Source organism: Ideonella flava (genome assembly GCF_051857595.1).
GTDB lineage: Bacteria > Pseudomonadota > Gammaproteobacteria > Burkholderiales > Burkholderiaceae_C > Ideonella.
The window spans coordinates 1-19,172 of record NZ_JBPZHD010000020.1; the positions used below are offsets into that span (position 1 = coordinate 1).

Consider the following 19,172-nt stretch of genomic DNA (forward strand, 5'->3'; position numbering starts at 1 on the left):
CAGGAACACGATGATGTACGGCACGCCCACCTGGCGCGCCAGCAGGATGTGCTCGCGCGTCTGGGGCATCGGGCCGTCGGCGGCCGAGCACACCAGGATCGCGCCGTCCATCTGGGCGGCGCCAGTGATCATGTTCTTCACATAGTCGGCGTGGCCCGGGCAGTCCACGTGCGCGTAGTGCCGGTTGGCCGTCTCGTACTCGACGTGGGCGGTGTTGATCGTGATGCCGCGAGCCTTTTCTTCCGGCGCCGCGTCGATCTGGTCGTAGGCCTTGGCTTCGCCGCCGAACTTGGTCGACAGCACCGTCGTGATCGCCGCCGTCAGCGTCGTCTTGCCATGGTCCACGTGACCAATCGTGCCCACGTTCACGTGCGGCTTGGTCCGTTCAAACTTGCCCTTTGCCATCTTGCGCTCCTACACGCGTCGGATATCAAAAAAGTCTGACCACCTGTGAGGTGGTGGTGCCCATGGCGCGGATCGAACGCGCGACCTCTCCCTTACCAAGGGAGTGCTCTACCACTGAGCCACATGGGCATCGACACAGGTCTGGGCACGCTGCGCGCCTGCTCAGACCTCTGGCGACTGCCACCACTCACTTCCAGTCCTCGACCAACCTTGCTGGAGCGGGAGACGGGAATCGAACCCGCGTCATTAGCTTGGAAGGCTAAGGTTCTACCATTGAACTACTCCCGCTCAGGCTCGTGCCCGGGACTCGCTCACTCTCGGTTCTGTCTCTTGCACTGTGTCGCTGTGGTGGAGGAGGCTGGATTCGAACCAGCGTAGGCGTAAGCCAACAGATTTACAGTCTGCCCCCTTTAACCACTCGGGCACCCCTCCGCAGCGAGCCTGAGAGTATAGCACGGGGTCAAGATTGCGCGCGAGCCCCCGCCACATCGGCCGTTGCGTCGACCGCACCACCCCCCAGCCAGTCGATTTCGAAGCGCTCGGCGCGCAGGACGCCGAAATGTCCGCAGCCGATGAAGGGCTCCGGCGGCCTTCGCGCCGACAGCGGCGACGGGTGGTTGGCGCGCAACAGCACGTGTCGGCCCGGCGCCATGCGTTCGATGAGCGGCGCCTTGGCCTGGGCGTGGGCGCCCCAAAGCAGGAAGGCGATCCGGCGCGGCTGGGCGGCGACCGCCTCGATCAGGGCATCGGTCAGCCCCTCCCAGCCCCGCCCGGCGTGGCTGGCCGCCTGGCCTTCCTCGACCGTCAGGCTGGTATTGAGCAGCAGCACCCCTTGGCGGGCCCAGCCCCCCAGGTGGCCGCTGGCCGGTGCCGGCAGCCCCAGGTCCCTTTGCAGCTCGACGAAGATGTTGCGCAGGCTGGGCGGCAGCTTGACCCCGGCGGGCACCGAAAAGGCCAGTCCCTCCGCCTGGCCCGCGCCGTGGTAGGGATCCTGGCCGAGGATCACGACCCGCACGCTGGCAAAGGGGGTGAGCGAGAGCGCCCGCAGAGGGTCCGCGGGGTAGATGACGGCTCCCGCCTCGCGGCGGCGTTCGACATGCTCCACCAGCGCCCGGCCGGTCGGGCTGGAACGCCAGGATTCGACGATCGGCCGCCAGTCGCCCGGCACCCGGTCGAGCAATTCGGGCAGCGGAGTGCGCAGCCGGTTTTCGGCCGGGTTCGAATCGAACAGGTCGGTCATGCCCCGAACAGGCTCTGGAGCGCCTGGCCCGGGTCGGGCGCACGCATGAAGGCCTCGCCCACCAGGAAGGCATTGACGCCGGCCGCGCGCAGGCGGTCCACGTCTGCCGGCACCAGCACGCCCGATTCGGTGACCAGCAAGCGGTCGGCCGGCACCTGGCCCAGCAACCCGAGCGTCGTGTCGAGAGTCACCTCGAAGCTGCGCAGGTCGCGGTTGTTGATGCCCAGCAACGGTGTCTTCAGCTTCAGCGCCCGCTCCAGCTCGGCCGCGTCGTGCACCTCCACGAGCACGTCCAGGCCCAGCCCGAAGGCCTCGGCCTCCAGCTCGGCCATCTGGGCATCGTCCAGGCAGGCGGCGATCAGCAGGATGCAGTCGGCCCCCATCGCCCGCGCCTCGACGACCTGATAGGCATCCACCATGAAGTCCTTGCGCAGCACCGGCAGCGAGCAGGCCCCGCGGGCTTGGCGCAGGTACTCGGGTGAGCCCTGGAAGAACGGCTCGTCGGTCAGAACGCTCAGCGCGGCTGCGCCGTGGCGCTCGTAGCTGGAGGCGATCTCGGCCGGCACGAAATGCTCGCGCAGCACGCCTTTGCTCGGACTGGCCTTCTTGACCTCGGCAATGACCGCAGGCCGGCCGGCCGCCAGCTTGGCTCGCAGGGCGGCCGCGAAGCCCCGGGTGTCGCGCCGGGCTTCGGCTTCGGCACGCAGGCTCGCCAGCGGCCGCGCGACGCGCGCACGGGCAATCTCCTCGTGCTTGACCTCGACGATGCGGCGCAGGATGTCGGGAATGTCGGTCATCGGGATCAGGCGGCGGGACGGAAGCGGTTGGTCACCGTGACGAACTGGCTCAGCTTGGCCAGCGCGGCGCCCGAGGCGATGGCTTCGCGCGCCCGCTTGACGCCCTCGGCCACGCTGGCGGCGACATTGGCGCAGTACAGCGCCGCCCCGGCATTGAGCAGCACGATGTCGCGCACCGGGCCGTCCTCGTTCGCCAGCGCGCGCTGGATGCACTGCACCGACTCCTGCTGGTTCGCTACCCTGAGCACACGCGAGTCGTACACAGGCAAGCCGAAATCGCTTGGGTGGACGACGTACTCGCGCACTTCGCCGTTTTTCAGCTCGCCGATCATCGTTTCGCCGGACAGCGAGATCTCGTCCATGCCGTTCATGCCATAGACCACCATCACATGCTCGGAGCCCAGGCGCTGCAGCACGCGCACCTGGATACCCACCAGATCCGGATGGAACACGCCCATCAGCTGGTTGGGTGCGCCGGCCGGGTTGGTCAAGGGGCCCAGGATGTTGAAGATGGTGCGCACGCCCAGCTCCTTGCGCACCGGTGCCGCGTGCTTCATGGACGCGTGATGGTTCGGCGCGAACATGAAGGCGATGCCGGACTCGGCCAGGCACTGCGCGACCTGCTCGGCATTCAGGCCGATGTAGACGCCTAGCGCCTCGAGCACGTCGGCGCTGCCGGAGCTCGACGACACGCTGCGCCCGCCGTGCTTGGCGATGCGCGCACCGCCCGCCGCGGCGACGATCATCGCGGCGGTCGAGATGTTGAAGGTGTGCGCCGAGTCGCCGCCGGTGCCGCACAGGTCCACCAGGTTCGATTTGTCGGCCACCACGACCGGCGTGGCGAACTCGCGCATGACTTGCGCGGCCGCCGCGATCTCGCCGATCGACTCCTTCTTGACCCGCAGCCCGATGGCCAGCGCGGCGATCATCACCGGGGACATCTCGCCGCTCATGATGCGCCGCATCAGCGCCAGCATCTCGTCGTGGAAGATCTCGCGGTGTTCGATGACGCGCACCAGCGCGTCGGTGTTGCTGATCGTCATGGCGGCTCGATTCAGGCGGGGTGGGCAAAGAATTCGCGGGTCGCCGCGACGGCGCGGTCGATGCCGGCGGCATCGACGTCCAGGTGGGTCACGAAGCGCAGGCCGATGAGGCCGGTGGCCAGCACGCCGCGCGACTTCAGGTGCTCCAGCAGCGCCGCGCCGCGGCCGCCTTCGACCTGTGCGAAGACGATGTTGGTCTGGGGCGGGGTCACCGCCAGCCCGGGAATGCCGGACAGGCCCTCCGCCAGGCGACGAGCCAGCGCATGGTCTTCGGCCAGGCGCTCGACGTGGTGGCTGAGCGCATGGTCGGCCGCGGCCGCCAGCAGGCCAGCCTGCCGCAGGCCGCCGCCGGCCATCTTGCGCACCCGGTGTGCCCTTGTGATCAGCTCTCGCGAGCCGCACAACGCGGAACCGATGGGCGCACCCAGGCCCTTGCTGAAGCAGACCGAGACGCTGTCAAAGTGACGGGTGATCTCGCGGGCCGGCACTCCCGAGGCGACCGCCGCGTTGAACAGCCGGGCGCCGTCCAGATGGGTGGCGAGCCCGCGGCGGCGAGCCAGCGCCGTCGCCTCATCCAGGTAGGCCAGCGGCAGCGCGTTGCCGTTCCAGGTGTTCTCCAGGCACAGCAGCCGGCTCTTCGCGAAGTGGGCGTCGTCGGGCTTGATGGCCGCTTCGATGTCGCCCAGCAGCAGCGTGCCGTCCGGCTGGTTGGGAAGGGGTTGCGGCTGGATGCTGCCGAACACCGCGGCGCCGCCGGCCTCGTAGCGGTAGGTGTGGGCCAACTGGCCGACGATGTATTCGTCGCCACGGCCGCAGTGGGCCAGAAGCGCGCACAGGTTGCTTTGCGTGCCGCTGGACATGAAAAGCGCCGCCTCGAAACCCAGCATGCCGGCGATGCGCTCCTGCAGGGCATTCACGGTCGGGTCGTCGCCGAAGACATCGTCGCCCAGCGCAGCGGCCATCATCGCTTCACGCATCGCCGGCGTGGGCTGTGTCACCGTGTCGCTGCGAAGATCGACGACACGCTCGCCCGAAGCGCGCCGCGCGGCATTGGCGTAGTTGACCGAGCTCATGCCAACGCCTCCTTCCGGCTCATCGTGATGAAGTTGCGCAGCATCGCGTGGCCGTGCTCAGAGAGGATGGATTCAGGGTGGAACTGCACGCCCTCCAGCGGCGCCGCGGTACCCGCGAGATCCTTGTGGCGCACGCCCATGATCTCGCCATCCTCGGCCGTGGCGCTGACCTCCAGCGCGGCCGGCATGGTCTCGCGCTCGATCGCCAGCGAGTGGTAGCGGATCACGGTGAAGTGCTGCGGCAGGTCGCTGTAGACGCCGCGGCCATCGGTCTGGATGCGGCTGGTCTTGCCGTGCATCTGCGTCCGGGCGCGCACGATGCGGCCGCCGAGCGCCGCGCCGATGCTCTGGTGCCCCAGGCACACGCCGAGGATGGGCAGCTTGCCCATGAATTCGCGGATGGCCGACACGCAGATGCCCGCCTCCGCCGGAGAGCATGGGCCGGGGGAAAGCACCAGCTGGTCGGGCTGCAGGCCGGCGATGCCTTCGAGCGTGATCTCGTCGTTGCGGAAGACCCGCACCTCTTCGCCGAGTTCACCGAAGTACTGGACGAGGTTGTAGGTGAAGGAGTCGTAGTTGTCGATCATGAGCAGCATCGCGGTCTCCTTCAGAAGCCTTCCTCGACCAGCTCGGCGGCGCGGATGACCGCGCGCGCCTTGGCCTCGGTTTCTTTCCATTCCATCTCGGGCACGGAGTCGGCCACCACGCCCGCGCCCGCCTGGACGTACAGGGTGTTGTCCTTGACCACCCCGGTGCGGATGGCGATCGCCACGTCCATGTCGCCGGCAAAGCTGAGGTAGCCGCAGGCGCCGCCGTAGATGCCGCGCTGGGCTGGCTCGAGCTCGTCGATGATCTCCATCGCCCGGATCTTGGGCGCGCCGCTCAGGGTGCCGGCCGGGAAGCTGGCCTTCAGCACGTCCAGGCTCGTCAGTCCGGGCTGCAGAAGACCCTCGACGTTGCTGACGATGTGCATGACGTGCGAGTAGCGCTCGATGCCGAAGGCCTCGGTCACCTGCACCGTGCCCGTCTGGGCGATGCGGCCGATGTCGTTGCGCGCGAGGTCGATCAGCATCACGTGCTCGGCGCGCTCCTTCGGATCGGCCAGCAGCTCCTGCTCGTTGTGCTTGTCGGTCTCGGGTGTCGCGCCGCGCGGCCGCGTGCCGGCGATGGGGCGGATGGTGACGACCTGCTGCGGGCTGCCGTTTTCGGTGCGGATCTCCTGCCGCACCAGGATCTCGGGCGAGGCGCCGACGATCTGGAACTCGCCCATGTCGTAGTAGTACATGTAGGGCGAGGGGTTCAGCGAACGCAACGCGCGATACAGGCTCAGCGGACTCTCGGTGAAGCGCTTCTTCAGGCGCTGGCCTATCACCACCTGCATGCAGTCGCCGGCCGCGATGTATTCCTTGGCCCGCCTCACCGCGGCCTCGAAGTGCTCCTTGCCGAACTCGCGCTCGACCGCATGGCTCGGGCCCCGGCGGACCTGCGGCGCGGTGACGCTGTAGCGCAGCTTGTCGGCCAGCTCGGCCAGGCGCTTCTTGCCCTTGAAGTAGGCCTCGGCCTGTGCCGGGTCGGCCCAGACGATGAGGTAAAGCCGCCCCGACAGGTTGTCGATGACTGCGAGTTCCTCCGTCTGCAGCAGCATCAGGTCCGGCGTGCCGATGCCGCCGGGCTTGCTGGTGGCGGCCAGCCGCGGCTCCATGAAGCGCACGGTGTCGTAGCCGAAGTAGCCCGCCAGGCCGCCGCAGAAGCGTGGCAGGCCCGGGCGCAGCGCCGGCTTGAAGCGCTGCTGGTACGCGGCGACGAATTCGAGCGGATTGCCCTCGTGCGTCTCGACCACTCGGCCATCGGTGACGACCTCGTTGCGCGAGCCGGTGGCACGGACCAGGGTGCGCGCGGGCAGCCCGATGAAGGAATAGCGGCCGAAACGCTCGCCGCCGACGACGGATTCGAGGAGGAAGCCGTGCTTCGCGCCGCCGACCAGCTTCAGGTACAGCGACAGCGGCGTCTCGAGGTCGGCGAAGGCCTCGGCGATGAGCGGGATGCGGTTGTAGCCCTCGGCGGCGAGGCTCTGGAACTCGAGTTCAGTGATCACTTGACGGGTCCTCCGGGGCCTGCTGACGCTGCAGCGCGTGCAGTGGATGGCGGGTCAGCGGGCCGGTTCGGGTGTTCGGGCGGGCCGGGCGGCCTCATCCCGCGGGGGATTCCGCGGCCCGCGCGGGCTCAGCCCGGGCGACGCCGTCGGCGCAACGGTCAGGCAGGCCAGCGACGCCAGGGCCAGGCTCCCCGGTCGTGCGACGACGCTTCCCGTTTGCGCGAAGTGAACATGATGTGGAAAGTGTATCAGTCCGGGCTGCTTTCTCGGGCTTGCCTCATGGACAAGCGCGGTAACACCAGTTCACACTTTGCACCCCTATCCGGGCCCTACCTGCGCGTTACCGCGCGCTTCCCCGGCCAGAAAGCTGACTTCAAAAAAGGTGGTAGCCCATGTGGCGTCGTTTGGGTTCGGGCGTGATGCTCGGATGTGTGCTTGCGCTTGGCGGCATGGCCGTTGCGCAGGCGGAGCCGGTGGACCTGGCCGGCATCAAGTACGAGGAGACGGAGCAGGTTGGCGGCACCAAGCTGCATCTGAACGGCGCGGGCATCCGCTACAAGGCCATCTTCAAGGTCTACACCGCCGGCCTGTACCTGCCGGGCAAGATGAGCAGTCCGGAGGCGATCTATGCCGCCTCCACCGCGCCGAGGCGCATCCATATCGTGATGCTGCGTGAGATCGACGGCAACGAGCTCGGCAAGCTCTTCACCCAGGGGATGGAGAAGAACTCGCCGCGCGAAGTCTTCGCCAAATCGATCAACGGCACCATCAAGATGGCCGACCTGTTCTCCCGGCGCAAGAAGCTTTCCGCCGGCGAGTCGTTCAGTGTCGACTGGGTGCCGGGCTCGGGCACCGTGATCATGGTCAACGGCAAGGTCGAGGCCGAGCCCATCAAGGAGCCGGAGTTCTACACGGCGCTCATGAGCATCTGGCTGGGGCCCTCGCCCGCCGACTCGCAGCTCAAGGACGCGCTCCTGGGCAAGGGCCGTGGCGGCAGGTTCGGCAACAGTGACCAATGACGCAGTTCGGTGCTGATGGAATGCACCACGGCTGCCCGGGTTCGCTACTCTTTGGCGCCGCCGCCAGGCTCCGTGGCTGAAGTGCCGCTCCGGCGCGTGAGGGCTCCGGAATACGGCGGTTGATCGACGCGAGCTGCATACGGCAGGCCGCGGTCCATCTTCTCATGCAGTTGACGCCGATGACCAACCTTGTCCGCCGCCCGAACCCAGGCATCGCGCTGTGGTGCCTCGCAGCCTTGCTGATCAGCCCTGTCGCACAGGCGCAGACGGCCCCGCCGGCGGGCACGACCGAGCCGAGCGTCAGCGACCGGGTCAAGAAGGACGCCGCCAGCCCCCTGTATTGGATCCGGCTCAACGCGCAGAAGGGCGACGCCACCGCGCCGGCCGCCAAGGCCGCACCTCGTATCGCCGAGATCCGGCCAACGCCCACACCGTCGAAACCGGCGGCGTCGGCGCAGGCGCCCGCCGCCGCGGGCAACACCACGACGACGGCGAGCAGCGGTGCAGCCGCACCTTCCAACGGCGCTGTGGCGAGCACCAACGAGGCCACCGGGATCCTGGCGGCACCGGCTTCGCTGGCGGCTGCGAATCCCTCGGCAGCAAGCCTGGGGGGCACCGTGGGCGCCGGCATGGCCGCACCGTCCGCATCGCCAGCGGCGGCCCGCGCGGCCGCGGCGGCAGAAGCCGAGGAGCCGCTCTCCCTCGTGAAGGCCGAGGAGCCCGATTTCCCGATCATCGTGATGCGCCGGCTCCGCAAGGGCAACGTCCAGGTCCGCTTCGACGTCCAGCCCAACGGCGGCGTGGCCAACGTCACGGTGGTGCAGACGAGCGCGCGCGCCCTGAACGAAGCGGCGCTCGAGGCCGTGCGCACATGGCAGTTCAAGCCCGTGTCGTCGACTCGCAGCGCGATCGTGGACCTGGGCTTCGACCTCGACAGCTGAGGCCCCGGCCGCGTCAGATCTCGACGAGGCTGTCGATCACCCGGTCGGCGCCGGCGGCCTCGGCCGGCTCGCCATGGTTGTAGCCGTAGCTCACCAGCACGACCGGACAACCGGCACCACGGGCGGCCAGCACGTCGTTGCGCGAATCGCCCACCATGAGCGTCTGGCCAGGCGCTGTCCCCAACGCCCTGCAGGCCTCGACGAGCGGCATCGGATCCGGCTTCCTGCGGGCGAAGGAGTCGCCGCCGAAGCAGTGCGCAAAAGCGCCATCCAGTCCCTTGACCGCCAGCAGCTCTGCCGCGAAGGCAACGGGCTTGTTGGTCAGGCAGACCAGCTGCAGCCCGCCTTCGCGCAGACGCGCCAGGCCCTCCCCCACGCCGGGATAGACCGCTGAATAGCGACCGTTGATCTCTCGGTAGTGCGCCTGGTAGCGGCGCCATGCCTGTTCGTAGGCCTGGGCCGGGCCGCCCGCTTCGGCCAGCGTCCGGCGGATCAGGTGCTCGGAGCCCTGCCCTACGGTGCGCTCGATGAAGGCCCGGCCGACCGGCGGCAGCCCGAGGTCGGCCAGCATGCGGCCCAACGCCACCTCGAAGTCGCCTACGGTGTCGACCAGCGTGCCGTCGAGGTCGACAAGCACCGCCTGGAGCTTGGCCAGCGTCACTTCGCCAGTTCGGCGCGCATCGCGTCGATCACCTGGCGGTAGTCCTTCTGGCCGAAGATCGCGCTGCCGGCCACGAAGGTGTCGGCGCCGGCATCGGCCACGCGGCGGATGTTGTCGACCTTGATGCCGCCGTCGACCTCCAGCCGGAGGTCTCGCCCGCTGGCTTCGATGATCCTGCGGACCTTCTCGGTCTTGCGCAGCGCGCTGTCGATGAAGCTCTGGCCGCCGAAGCCCGGGTTGACGCTCATGATGAGCACGAGGTCGACCTTTTCGATCACCCACTCCAGCACGTCCACCGATGAAGCCGGGTTGAACACCAGCCCCGCCTGCGCGCCCTCGGCCTTGATCAGCTGCAGCGTGCGGTCGACGTGGGTGCTGGCATCGGGGTGGAAGCTGACCAGGTCGGCGCCGGCCTTGGCGAAGGCCTGGGCCAGGGCGTCCACCGGCTGGACCATGAGGTGCACGTCGATCGGCGCCCGGGTGCCGTCGGGCTTGACCGCATGGGGCCTGAGCGCCTGGCAGACCATGGGTCCGAAGGTGAGATTCGGCACGTAATGGTTGTCCATCACGTCGAAGTGGATCCAGTCGGCGCCGGCGGCCAGCACGCTGCGCACCTCCTCGCCCAGGCGCGCGAAATCGGCCGAAAGAATGCTGGGGGCGATGCGGTAGGTGCGGCTCATGAGAGGGCCCGCGCGAGGCGGCGGCGAAAGGGTCGCATTTTACGAGTCGGGGTATTCCCGCCCCGGGTTCCTAGAATGCCGGGATGAGCAAGCCTCAATTCACCGTCTCGGTCGTCGCCCAGTACCTGCCCGAGCGCTCCTCGGCCACTGACGACGTCTACGCCTTCGCCTACACGGTCACCATTCGCAACACCGGTCCAGTCACCGGCCAGTTGATCGCCCGCCACTGGATCATTTCGGACATGGCCGGCAAGGTCGAGGAGGTGCGCGGCCTGGCCGTCGTGGGCCACCAGCCCTTGCTGCGGCCGGGCGAGCAGTTCGAGTACAGCAGCTGGGCGCGCATCGCCACGCCGCGCGGCCGCATGCAGGGCACCTTCTTCTGCATCACCGAGGACGCGCACTGGTTCGAGACGCCCGTGCCCGCCTTCGAGCTGGCGCAGGCGCAGGCCCTGCACTGATGGCGGGCCGCACCCGAGCGCACTGGGACCTGAGTGCGCTGCTGAACGCGGCGGACCCGCGTGCCCCCGCCGTCGAGCAGCACCTGTGGCTGCTGCGATTCCTCCAGTGGCTGCGCTCGCCCGGGCCGGCCGATGGCTCGCCGGCCAGCGAGGCCGACCTGCCCGAGGCCCCTGACGCCGCCACGCCCTGGCCCTTGCGGCGCCTGCGCCTGTTCCTCGGCGTGGTGGAGCGTCACCCCGAACACGGGCAGCGCGTCGGCGCCCTGTGGCGCGCGATTTTCGGCCGGCTCGACGCCACCGGCTTGCTGGCGGACTACGGGTTCGCGCCACGCCAGGGTTTTCTCAGCGAACTGGCCGAGCGCGTGCGACTGGGCTGGCTGCCGGCCACGCCCCAGACCGATGATCTCGGGGCCCTGTTCCCGCAGTTGTTCAGCGGCGCCAACGATGCCGAGTGGATCGCCGCGATCGACGACGCGACGATCGCCCGCGTCCTGGCGCTCGCCACCCCGCCGGATGCGGCGCCGGGCCAAGAGCCCTGGCGCATGGCTATGGTGGAGTCGATCCAGCTGCTGGCCAGCCAGATGCGCGGCGCCGGCCTGTCCGGCCCGATGCGACAGCGGATGGACGTCGCCTTGCTGGCAGATCGTCCGTTCCACCAGGTCGTGCAGGCGGCCGAGGCCCTGCGTGCCGGGCACCTCGATGGCGACGACGCCGCGGCGCGCCTGCGCCAGGCGAGCTACCTGCGCGCCGTGCTGGAGGCCTGCCGGGAGGCCGCAACCAGCGTGCGCGGCCACCTCGACGAGTACGGCGTCTCGGTGGACCTGGTGTTCCAGATCGAGCAGATGCGCGAGCGCGGCGAACGCATCGAGGCCCTGCTGGCCTGCCTGGTCAGCGACCTGGCCGCCGATGCCGACGCCGGCACGCGGCTGGTGGGCATCGCCGAGCTGAGGCACCTGCTGGTCGAGCTGGTGCGTTGCGGCGAGCAGCGGCGCTCGTTGGCGGCCCTGTACCGACGCCACTACGCCCTGCTCGCGCGCAAGGTGACCGAGCGCAGCGCGGAGACGGGCGAGCACTACATCACCCGCACACGAGAGGAATACCGCGCGATGCTGGCCCAGGCGGCCGGCGGCGGCGCGGTGATTGGCGTGACCACGCTGCTCAAGTTCGCGCTGGCGGCGCTGGCCCTGTCGGCCTTCTGGGGCGGCTTCGCGGCCGGCCTCAACTACGCCGTCAGCTTTGCGCTGATCTACCTGGCGCACTGGACGGTCGCGACCAAGCAGCCGGCGATGACCGCGCCGGCGATGGCGGCCAAGCTGGAGGGCGTCTCGGCCAGCGAAGCGGCGTCCGAAGGCTTCGTCGACGAGGTTGCGAACCTCCTTCGCTCCCAGGTGGCCGGCATCATCGGCAACCTGGCGATGGTCGTGCCGGTGGTGCTGCTGGCGCAGGGGCTGGCATGGGCGACGGCCGGCGCGCCCATGGTAGGCAAGCACTCGGCCGAGCACGTCCTGCAGACCCTGCACCTGCTCGGGCCGACGCCGCTGTATGCCGCCTTCACCGGCGTGCTGCTGTTCGCCTCCAGCCTGATCGCGGGCTGGGTGGAGAACTGGTTCGTCTTCCACCGGCTCGACAGCGCCATCGCCTGGAACCCGCGACTGCGCGACGCGCTGGGGCCGGAGCGTGCCGGGCGCTGGGCGAGCTGGTGGCGCCGCAACATCTCGGGCCTGACGGCGAACGTCTCGCTCGGCTTCATGCTGGGCCTGGTGCCGGCGATAGGTGCGTTCTTCGGCCTGCCGCTGGAGGTCCGCCACGTGACGCTGTCGATGGGACAGCTGGCAGCGGCCGTCGGCGCGATCGGTCCCTCGCTTTTCAGCGAGCCCGAGTTCTGGTGGTGCCTGGCCTCCATCCCCATCGTCGGGCTGCTGAACCTCGGCGTGAGCTTCACCCTGGCCTTTCGCGTGGCGCTGGCCTCGCGCGGGCTGCGCGTTCGCGAGCGCGGGCAGTTGTACGCGGCGCTGCGGCGGCGCTGGCGCCAGCGGCCGGCGAGCTTCCTGGTGCCGCCGCGCGAGGCCGTCCCCGCACCGACGCCACCCACGGCGACGACGCGGTGAGTCAGCGCTTGTCGTCGTCCGCCGGTGGCGCGGGTTCGGTGGACTCTTCCGGGGACGGAGGCTCCCCGCCCCGGCGGCCCGAGAACATCGTCCACCACACCATGAACACCAGCACGCCGGCGGCGGCGAGCGCCTCGAAGATCAACCAGCCCATGAGCCCCGTCCTGCGCCCTACCGGCGCCCGTCGGCCATTGTCTCGCGCGCTGGCTCCGCTGCTCGCGACGGGCCTGCTGGCAGCCTGTTCGCTCCTGCAGCGCCAGGCGCCGGTACCGGTGGAGGAGCGCGGCATCGGCGCGCCTGCGGCACCGGCGAGCGCCGCGTCCGCCGCTGCTTCGGCGGCACCGGGCACGCTGGAGCGCGCCCACGCCAGGTGGGTGCCTGCCGGGTTCGAGGAGCTGCCGGGCTGGGGCCAGGACCGCGTCAGCGAGCTGTGGCCGGCATTGCGGCTGAGTTGCGCGGCCGGCGGCGCGGCCGCTGCAACGCCCTGGGCTTCGGTGTGCGCCCAGGCCCGCCAGTTCTTTCCGGCCGACGATGCCCAGGCGCGGCAATGGCTGGAGCAGCGTCTGAAGGTCTACCGCCTCGAATCCCTCCAGGGCGACGCGGCCGGGCTGATGACCGGCTATTTCGAGCCCCTGGTCGAAGCCAGCCGCAGGCCGACCAAGAGCAAGCGCGTGCCGCTGTACGGCCCGCCGGCCGACCTGGCCCAGCGCAAGCCCTACTGGACCCGGCAGGAGCTGGACACCCTGCCGTCGGCCCAGGCCGGGTTGAAGGGCCGCGAGATCGCCTGGGTGGAGGATCCGATGGATGCGCTGCTGCTGCAGATCCAGGGATCCGGCCGGCTGCGCATGACCGAGGCCGACGGCAGCACCCGGCTGATCCGCCTGGCCTTCGCGGCCCACAACGACCAGCCCTACCGCTCGGTCGGCCGCTGGCTGATCGACCAGGGCGAGCTGGGCGCCACCGAGGCCAACTGGCCGGCCATCAAGGACTGGGCGCGGCGCAACCCGCGCCGCATCAACGAGGCGCTGTGGCAGAACCCGCGCACCGTCTTCTTCCGCGAGGAGCCCTTGCCCGATCCGGCGCTGGGCCCCAAGGGCGCCCAGGGCGTGCCCCTGACGCCCGGCCGCTCGATCGCCGTCGATCCGCTCGCCATTCCCTACGGCACGCCGGTGTGGCTCGACACGACGGAGCCGCTGTCCGCCCGGCCGCTGCAGCGGCTGGTGGTTGCGCAAGACACCGGCAGCGCGATCGTCGGCGCGGTGCGCGGGGACTACTTCTGGGGCTGGGGCGACGAGGCCGAGGCCCAGGCGGGGCGGATGAAGCAGCCGCTGCGGGCCTGGGTTCTGTGGCCCCGGTGATCCGCTAGGGCAGGCGGCTGAGCCGCAACTCCAGGGCCTGGCCGTTGCCGTCGAGCCCGGCCCAATGCCCGACGGGCACCCACTGGTCGAAGGGGATCAGCAGCTCGCCGTCGAGTTGCTGCCTGGCATCGGCGCGGCCGGAGTCGGGCAGCGGCTGCTCGAAGCGATAGCCCAGCGTGGCCGGTGCGTGGCCGCCTGGCCATTGCACCTGCACCCACAGCGAGCCGCGCCGTGCGGCGCGCGCGCGGGCGCTCTCGACGCCCTGCCCTTGCGGCGTCCACACCAGGTCGGGTGGATCGTTGGCGGTGTCGCGCAGCTGCGTGATCTGCGCCTGGCCGCCGTTGCGCAGCAGCAGGCGTTGAGGTGCGGGCTCGGACGTGGCCGTGCGAGTGGTCAAGTCGCCGGTCGACGCGATGCTCCCGGTGGTCGACACCGTCACCGAGCCGGGCGCGGGCGAAGCGACAGGGGCGGGCGGCCAGGGCACCACGCGCCATTGCAGGCTGAAGTTGGCAGCCGGCGCCGCCGCCCGGGCCGAGCCTGCGAACGTCCCTGCCAGGATCAGCAGGCCGCGTCTGGAAATGCCGGGGCAGCGCATGCGGGGGACCTTAGCACCGCCCTTCGAAGCTTCAGCGTGCAGGCTGCACGGTCAGTTCGTTGACCACGCCCTCTACGTCATCGATGCCGCGCACCAGCGCCTCCAGCGAGGCGGCTTCGCCCACCTCGCTCACGCAGCCCTGCAGCCAGATCCAGCGCCTCTGGCCGGTGGCCCAGACGCTGGTCGTGCGGTCGAATCGGCCGTCGGCATCGACGGCCTTCTGCACGCGCGGCATGATTTCCTTGTCGTAGAGGTAGCTGTTCGGCAGGCGGCAACGGCCGGCGCGGTAGCAGCTGGTGCCGCGCTCGATGCGGCCATGGCCCTGGGCGCGGGCTTCGGCCTCCGTCAGCAACGGCCCCGTTGGTGCAGCGCAGGCGGGCAGGCCGTGGGTGAGCTGGACGAACGGGTCGTCGAAGACATTGCGCCGAGCTTCGTCGGCAGCCATGGCCATCCCCGGCACGGCCAGCAGCGCGACAAGAGGCAGGCAACGCATCGCGTGATGATGCCCCGCCGAGCGGCGCTACTTCAATCCGCCCGACAGGAACTGCTTCAGCCGCTCGCTCTGCGGCCGCACCAGCACCTCGCGCGGCGGCCCCTGCTCCTCGATCAGGCCCTGGTGCAGGAAGATGGCGTGCCCGGCCACCTCGCGCGCGAACTCCATCTCGTGCGTCACCACCAGCATGGTCCGGCCCTCGCCGGCCAGGCCGCGCATCACGCGCAGCACCTCGCCGACCAGCTCCGGGTCCAGCGCCGAGGTCGGCTCGTCGAACAACATCACCTCGGGATCGACCGCCAGTGCGCGGGCGATGGCCACGCGCTGCTGCTCGCCGCCGGAGAGCTGCGCCGGATAGTTGTTCTCGCGGTGCGAAAGACCGACTCGCGCCAGCAGCTCGCGCGCCCTCGCGCGTGCCGCATCCGGCTTCTGGCCGAGCACATGGATCGGCGCTTCGGTGACGTTCTCGATCGCCGTGCGGTGCTGCCAGAGGTTGAAGCTCTGGAAGACGAAGGCCAGGCGCGATCGCCAGTGGCGCAGCTGCGCCGGGTCGGCTGCGGTGAGGCTGCCGTCGCGATCGCGCTTGAGCGCCAGTTGCTCGGCACCGAGCTTGAGCGTGCCTTCGTGCGGCTGCTCGAGCAGGTTCAGGCAGCGCAGCAGCGTGCTCTTGCCCGAGCCGCTGGCGCCGATGATGGCCACCACGTCGCCCGGCCTGGCGGCGAGCGACACGCCGCGCAGCACCTCGCGCTCGCCGAAGCGCTTGTGCAGGTTGTCGACGACGAGCCCTAGATGCGAGACGGGTTGCGTCATGCGGGCCTCATGCCGACAACAGCGAACCAGTGCGCAGCGCCTCGCGGCCCGCGACCTTGCCGATGTTCATGCCGGCCACCGCGAAGCGCTTGCACTCGCGCGCGAAGAACAGGCCGTCCACCGGCGCCACGACAGGTGTCGCCACGCCGCTGATCGGGTCGATCACCTCGGCCAGCGCGTCGCCCTTGTTCACCCGCTCGCCTATTGCGCGCAGGAACACGAGCACGCCGCCGTGCGGCGCATGCATGGGCATGGAGCCGGCGAGCGGCGTGGGCTCGCAGCAGGTGGCGGGCAGCGCCGGCGCGGGATCCAGCCGCACCGCGCCGCGGTGGTGCAGGTAGTGGACGATGGCCTCGGCGTCTCGCGCGGCCAGCGCGTGGTCGACGTCGTGCTCGCCGCGCAGCTCGATGGTCGCCGCCATGCAGGACGGCGGCAGCGGGCGCTGCGGGCCGAGGCGCCCGGACAGGTCCGTCCAGACCATGGAGCAGGCCTCGTCGAACGGGTCGCCGCCCGAGCGGCCGGCCAGCAGCGCCACCTCGGCGCCGAGGCTGCGGGCGAGCAGCTCGCCGTGCGGCGCCCAGGTGGCGTTCGTGGTGTACAGGTGCAGCAGGGCCTCGCCGTCGCAGTGCAGGTCGAGCACGGTGTCGGCATCGATGGCCAGGCCCAGCAGCGTGCGGCGCATCTGCTCCAGCGGCGTGGTGGCCGGCAGCGCGGCCACCGCTTCACGCAGGGCGCCGCGCACCAGCAGCACGTTGGCCGCCGCATCGGCACCGAGCCGGTCGCCCACCCGATCGAGAACGGCCTGGGTCAGGTCGGCGAACTGGCGGTTGAAGTTCTCGCCGCTGGCCCACTCGAAGCGGCCCTGCGGCGCGCGCAGCATCCACTGGTTCAGGCCGATCGGATTGGCCGCCGGCACCAGCACCACCTCGCCGGTGACACGGCCTTCGGCATCCAGCGTGGCCAGCCGCTGGCGCAGGTGATGCGCGACCAGCATGCCCGGCACCTCGTCGGCATGCAGCGAGGCCTGGATGAAGACCTTGGGCCCGCGACCCGGCGTGCCGTGGTGCAGGCTGACGAGCTCGAGCTGGGCGCCCGGCGCGGCGGGGATCAGGGGATGGTGTTCGATGCGCATGGGCAGGAGACAGGTTCAGCTGCGGCCGCTCAGCGGTGCCAGCCAGCGTCGCTCGGCGGCGCGGAACAGCGCCACCAGCACGAAGGTCAGCAGCAGGTAGCAGACGCCCGCGGTGATGAAGGCCTCGAAGGGCATGTAGTAGCGCGAGTTGACCTCGCGCGCAGCACCGGTCAGGTCGTACAGCGTGACGACGCTGGCCAGCGAGGTGGCGTGCAGCATCAGCACCACTTCGTTGCCGTAGGCCGGCAGCGAGCGGCGAAAGGCGGAAGGCAGCACGATGCGGCGAAACACCGTCCAGCGCGACATGCCGAGCGACTTGGCCGCCTCGATCTCGCCGCCCGGCACGGCCCGCATCGCGCCGTGAAGGATCTCGGTGGTGTAGGCGCCGGTGTTGAGCACGAAGGCCGCCACCGCGCAGAAACCGGCCGAACGCAGCAGGGGCCACAGCACGCTCTCGCGCACGAGCTCGAACTGCGCCAACCCGTAGTACAGCAGGAAGATCTGGACCAGCAGCGGCGTGCCGCGCATCACGTAGGTGAAGGCCCAGACCGGCCGCCATGCCCAGGGCGACGGCAGGCTGCGCAGCATGGCGAGTGGCAGCGCGATGGCCAGGCCGATGGCCAGCGAAAGCACCAGCAGCGCCAGCGTCACCAGCGCGCCGTGGCCGTACATCGGCAGGCTCTCGAGGATGACTTCGAAATTCATCGCCTCAAACTGCCACGTGCCGCACGCCCATCGCCAGCCGCCGCTGCAGGGCCGCGAAGGCCCATTCGGAAACGGAGGTGAACAGCAGGTACATGCCGGCCGCGGCCAGGTAGAACATGAATGGCTCGTGGGTGGCGCCCGCGGCCTGGCCGGCCCGGTTCATCAGGTCCGACAAGCCGATGACCGACACGATGGCCGTGCTCTTGACCATCACCAGCCAGTTGTTCGACAGGCCCGGCAACGCGTGCCTCAGCATCTGCGGGCCGACGATGCGCACCAGCACCTGGCGCGGCGTCATGCCGAAGGCCAGCGCCGCCTCCTTCTGCCCCGCCGGCACCGCGAGGATGGCGCCGCGCAGCACCTCGGTGATGTAGGCGCCGAAGATGAAGCCTATCGTCAATGTGCCGGCGACGAAGGGATCGATGTCGAGATAGTCCCAGCCGAAGCGATCGCCCAGCTTGTTGATGAGGACCTGGCCGCCATAGAAGATGAGCAGCATCATCACGAGATCCGGCACGCCGCGGATCAGCGTCGTGTAGGCCGTGGCGAGCCAGCGCAGCGGCCGGACTCGCGAGAGCTTGGCAATGGCGCCGAACAGGCCCAGCACCAGCGCGATCGCCAGCGAGGAGAAGGCCACCGCCAGCGTCAGCAGCGAGCCTTCCAGCAGGCTGGCACCGTATCCATGCAGCATCGCCCTTCAGCCCCTCGATCGGATCAGGACCCGTAGATGTCGAAGTTGAAGTACTTGTCCTGGATCTTCTTGTAGGTGCCGTTGGCGCGGATGGCCTTGATCGCGGCGTTGAGCTTCTGGGCCAGGGCCGTGTCCGTCTTGCGCACCGCGATGCCGGCGCCGATGCCGAAGATCTTCGGGTCGTCGATCGGGGCGCCGACGCGCGAGAAGCCCTTGCCGGCCGGCGTCTTCATGAAGCCCAGGTCGGCGGCCACCGAGTCGCACAGCACGGCGTCGATGCGGCCAGCGGCGAGGTCGAGGAAGACCTCGTCCTGCTTGGCGTAGCGGACGATCTCGCTGTCCTTGAAATGCTGGGTCGCGAAGCGGTCGTGGGTGGTCGTGCGCTGCACGCCGATCTTCTTGCCCTTCCATGCCGCGGCCGATTGATCGGCCGGCGTGCCCGTCTTGGCGACCAGCCAGGCGGGCGTGTTGGAGTACTTGTCGGTGAACAGCACCGAGCGCTGCCGCTCCTCGGTGATCGACATCTGGGCCACGATCGCATCGAACTTGCGCGCCTGCAGGGCCGGGATCATGCCGTCCCACTCCTGCGGCACCAGCGTGCACTCGGCCTTCATCTCGGCACACAGCGCATTGGCGATGTCGATGTCGAAGCCCTTGATCTTGCCGTCGGTGCCCACCTCTGAGAACGGCGGGTAGGCGCCTTCCACGGCGATGCGGACCTTCTTCCAGTCGGGCGACTGGGCGCTGGCGCCGCTGGCGGCGGCGAGCGTCAGGCCGGCGGCCAGGACGGTGGCGAACAGGGCGAACGGGCGGCGACGGGTCATGGCGGAGGGCCTCCAGGCGACGTGTGGATTCGAGGAAGATGGAT

22 protein-coding genes and 3 tRNA genes are annotated in these 19,172 nt (G+C 69.9%); 5 read left to right on the plus strand and 20 right to left on the minus strand.

Translation table 11 applies throughout. The annotated features are described in order from the left end of the window. The 10 genes from ACS5PM_RS31230 to trpE all read right to left on the minus strand — a co-directional run. Positions 1 to 405 (minus strand): GTP-binding protein (locus ACS5PM_RS31230; RefSeq protein ID WP_439391980.1); only part of this gene is annotated, 405 nt, incomplete at its 3' end. A 54-nt stretch (positions 406 to 459) separates the two neighbouring features. Continuing rightward, positions 460 to 534: transfer RNA gene (locus tag ACS5PM_RS31235), tRNA-Thr, on the minus strand. 85 nt (positions 535 to 619) lie between these two features. After that, positions 620 to 693, minus strand: a tRNA-Gly gene (locus ACS5PM_RS31240). A 58-nt stretch (positions 694 to 751) separates the two neighbouring features. Next, positions 752 to 837: transfer RNA gene (locus ACS5PM_RS31245), tRNA-Tyr, on the minus strand. Positions 838 to 865: 28 nt separating this feature from the next. Beyond that, positions 866 to 1,645: a uracil-DNA glycosylase gene (locus tag ACS5PM_RS31250; protein WP_439391981.1), complete on the minus strand. Its 780-nt coding sequence runs from the start codon at positions 1,643 to 1,645 to the stop codon at positions 866 to 868. After that, a complete protein-coding gene (gene trpC, locus ACS5PM_RS31255; protein ID WP_439392049.1) occupies positions 1,642 to 2,433 on the minus strand; it encodes an indole-3-glycerol phosphate synthase TrpC in 792 nt (263 codons plus the stop codon). Before trpC ends, ACS5PM_RS31250 begins: the two co-directional genes overlap by 4 nt. Positions 2,434 to 2,447: 14 nt before the next feature. Beyond that, positions 2,448 to 3,485, minus strand: a complete 1,038-nt coding sequence (trpD, locus tag ACS5PM_RS31260; protein ID WP_439391983.1) for an anthranilate phosphoribosyltransferase — start codon at positions 3,483 to 3,485, stop codon at positions 2,448 to 2,450. Positions 3,486 to 3,496: 11 nt separating this feature from the next. Beyond that, positions 3,497 to 4,558, minus strand: coding sequence for a low-specificity L-threonine aldolase (ltaE, locus tag ACS5PM_RS31265; RefSeq protein WP_439391984.1), 1,062 nt, complete (start codon positions 4,556 to 4,558; stop codon positions 3,497 to 3,499). Further along, the gene (locus ACS5PM_RS31270) at positions 4,555 to 5,154 is read right to left on the minus strand and encodes an aminodeoxychorismate/anthranilate synthase component II (protein ID WP_439391985.1); all 600 of its coding nucleotides are present in this window, start codon (positions 5,152 to 5,154) and stop codon (positions 4,555 to 4,557) included. The genes ltaE and ACS5PM_RS31270 overlap by 4 nt, the downstream gene beginning before the upstream one ends. An 11-nt stretch (positions 5,155 to 5,165) precedes the next feature. Continuing rightward, positions 5,166 to 6,653 (minus strand): anthranilate synthase component I, encoded by a 1,488-nt coding sequence (gene trpE / locus ACS5PM_RS31275; protein WP_439391986.1) that lies wholly within the window; start codon positions 6,651 to 6,653, stop codon positions 5,166 to 5,168. A gap of 392 nt (positions 6,654 to 7,045) precedes the next feature. On the opposite strand from trpE, the gene ACS5PM_RS31280 reads away from it, so the two are divergent. Next, entirely contained in the window at positions 7,046 to 7,672 is a 627-nt protein-coding gene (locus ACS5PM_RS31280; RefSeq protein WP_439391988.1) for a chalcone isomerase family protein, read from the plus strand. 179 nt (positions 7,673 to 7,851) lie between these two features. Next, entirely contained in the window at positions 7,852 to 8,613 is a 762-nt protein-coding gene (locus tag ACS5PM_RS31285; protein ID WP_439391989.1) for an energy transducer TonB, read from the plus strand. Positions 8,614 to 8,626: 13 nt separating this feature from the next. Here the strand turns inward: ACS5PM_RS31285 and gph are convergent, their stop codons facing one another. Both gph and rpe read right to left on the minus strand, forming a co-directional pair. Next, a complete protein-coding gene (gph, locus tag ACS5PM_RS31290) occupies positions 8,627 to 9,274 on the minus strand; it encodes a phosphoglycolate phosphatase (RefSeq protein ID WP_439391990.1) in 648 nt (215 codons plus the stop codon). Then, entirely contained in the window at positions 9,271 to 9,954 is a 684-nt protein-coding gene (gene rpe, locus ACS5PM_RS31295) for a ribulose-phosphate 3-epimerase (protein ID WP_439391992.1), read from the minus strand. The genes gph and rpe overlap by 4 nt, the downstream gene beginning before the upstream one ends. Before the next feature lie 83 nt (positions 9,955 to 10,037). On the opposite strand from rpe, the gene apaG reads away from it, so the two are divergent. Continuing rightward, complete coding sequence (gene apaG, locus ACS5PM_RS31300; protein ID WP_439391993.1) at positions 10,038 to 10,412, plus strand: Co2+/Mg2+ efflux facilitator ApaG/CorD; 375 nt, start codon at positions 10,038 to 10,040, stop codon at positions 10,410 to 10,412. After that, positions 10,412 to 12,520, plus strand: coding sequence for a transporter-like protein TlpB (tlpB, locus tag ACS5PM_RS31305; RefSeq protein WP_439391995.1), 2,109 nt, complete (start codon positions 10,412 to 10,414; stop codon positions 12,518 to 12,520). The genes apaG and tlpB overlap by 1 nt, the downstream gene beginning before the upstream one ends. Position 12,521: 1 nt before the next feature. On the opposite strand, the gene ACS5PM_RS31310 is transcribed toward tlpB, so the two are convergent. Continuing rightward, positions 12,522 to 12,674 carry a hypothetical protein gene (locus ACS5PM_RS31310; RefSeq protein WP_439391997.1) on the minus strand — a complete coding sequence of 51 codons (153 nt, stop codon included), beginning with the start codon at positions 12,672 to 12,674 and terminating at the stop codon, positions 12,522 to 12,524. Here ACS5PM_RS31310 and mltA point away from each other — a divergent pair. Next, positions 12,673 to 13,878 (plus strand): murein transglycosylase A, encoded by a 1,206-nt coding sequence (gene mltA / locus ACS5PM_RS31315; RefSeq protein WP_439391998.1) that lies wholly within the window; start codon positions 12,673 to 12,675, stop codon positions 13,876 to 13,878. The two genes, ACS5PM_RS31310 and mltA, sit on opposite strands and share 2 nt — an antisense overlap. Before the next feature lie 4 nt (positions 13,879 to 13,882). On the opposite strand, the gene ACS5PM_RS31320 is transcribed toward mltA, so the two are convergent. The 7 genes from ACS5PM_RS31320 to ACS5PM_RS31350 are packed head-to-tail and all read right to left on the minus strand — an operon-like array spanning position 13,883 to position 19,128. Next, positions 13,883 to 14,473 (minus strand): hypothetical protein, encoded by a 591-nt coding sequence (locus ACS5PM_RS31320; RefSeq protein ID WP_439392000.1) that lies wholly within the window; start codon positions 14,471 to 14,473, stop codon positions 13,883 to 13,885. 31 nt (positions 14,474 to 14,504) lie between these two features. Continuing rightward, complete coding sequence (locus ACS5PM_RS31325; protein WP_439392002.1) at positions 14,505 to 14,966, minus strand: BON domain-containing protein; 462 nt, start codon at positions 14,964 to 14,966, stop codon at positions 14,505 to 14,507. A 27-nt stretch (positions 14,967 to 14,993) separates the two neighbouring features. Further along, positions 14,994 to 15,776 carry an ABC transporter ATP-binding protein gene (locus ACS5PM_RS31330; protein WP_439392004.1) on the minus strand — a complete coding sequence of 261 codons (783 nt, stop codon included), beginning with the start codon at positions 15,774 to 15,776 and terminating at the stop codon, positions 14,994 to 14,996. Positions 15,777 to 15,783: 7 nt separating this feature from the next. Further along, the gene (locus tag ACS5PM_RS31335; RefSeq protein WP_439392006.1) at positions 15,784 to 16,908 is read right to left on the minus strand and encodes a succinylglutamate desuccinylase/aspartoacylase family protein; all 1,125 of its coding nucleotides are present in this window, start codon (positions 16,906 to 16,908) and stop codon (positions 15,784 to 15,786) included. Positions 16,909 to 16,923: 15 nt separating this feature from the next. Beyond that, a complete protein-coding gene (locus ACS5PM_RS31340; protein WP_439392007.1) occupies positions 16,924 to 17,613 on the minus strand; it encodes an ABC transporter permease in 690 nt (229 codons plus the stop codon). Positions 17,614 to 17,617: 4 nt separating this feature from the next. After that, positions 17,618 to 18,304: an ABC transporter permease gene (locus tag ACS5PM_RS31345; RefSeq protein WP_439392009.1), complete on the minus strand. Its 687-nt coding sequence runs from the start codon at positions 18,302 to 18,304 to the stop codon at positions 17,618 to 17,620. Between the two features lie 23 nt (positions 18,305 to 18,327). Beyond that, the gene (locus ACS5PM_RS31350; protein WP_439392011.1) at positions 18,328 to 19,128 is read right to left on the minus strand and encodes an ABC transporter substrate-binding protein; all 801 of its coding nucleotides are present in this window, start codon (positions 19,126 to 19,128) and stop codon (positions 18,328 to 18,330) included. Positions 19,129 to 19,172 lie beyond the last annotated feature (44 nt).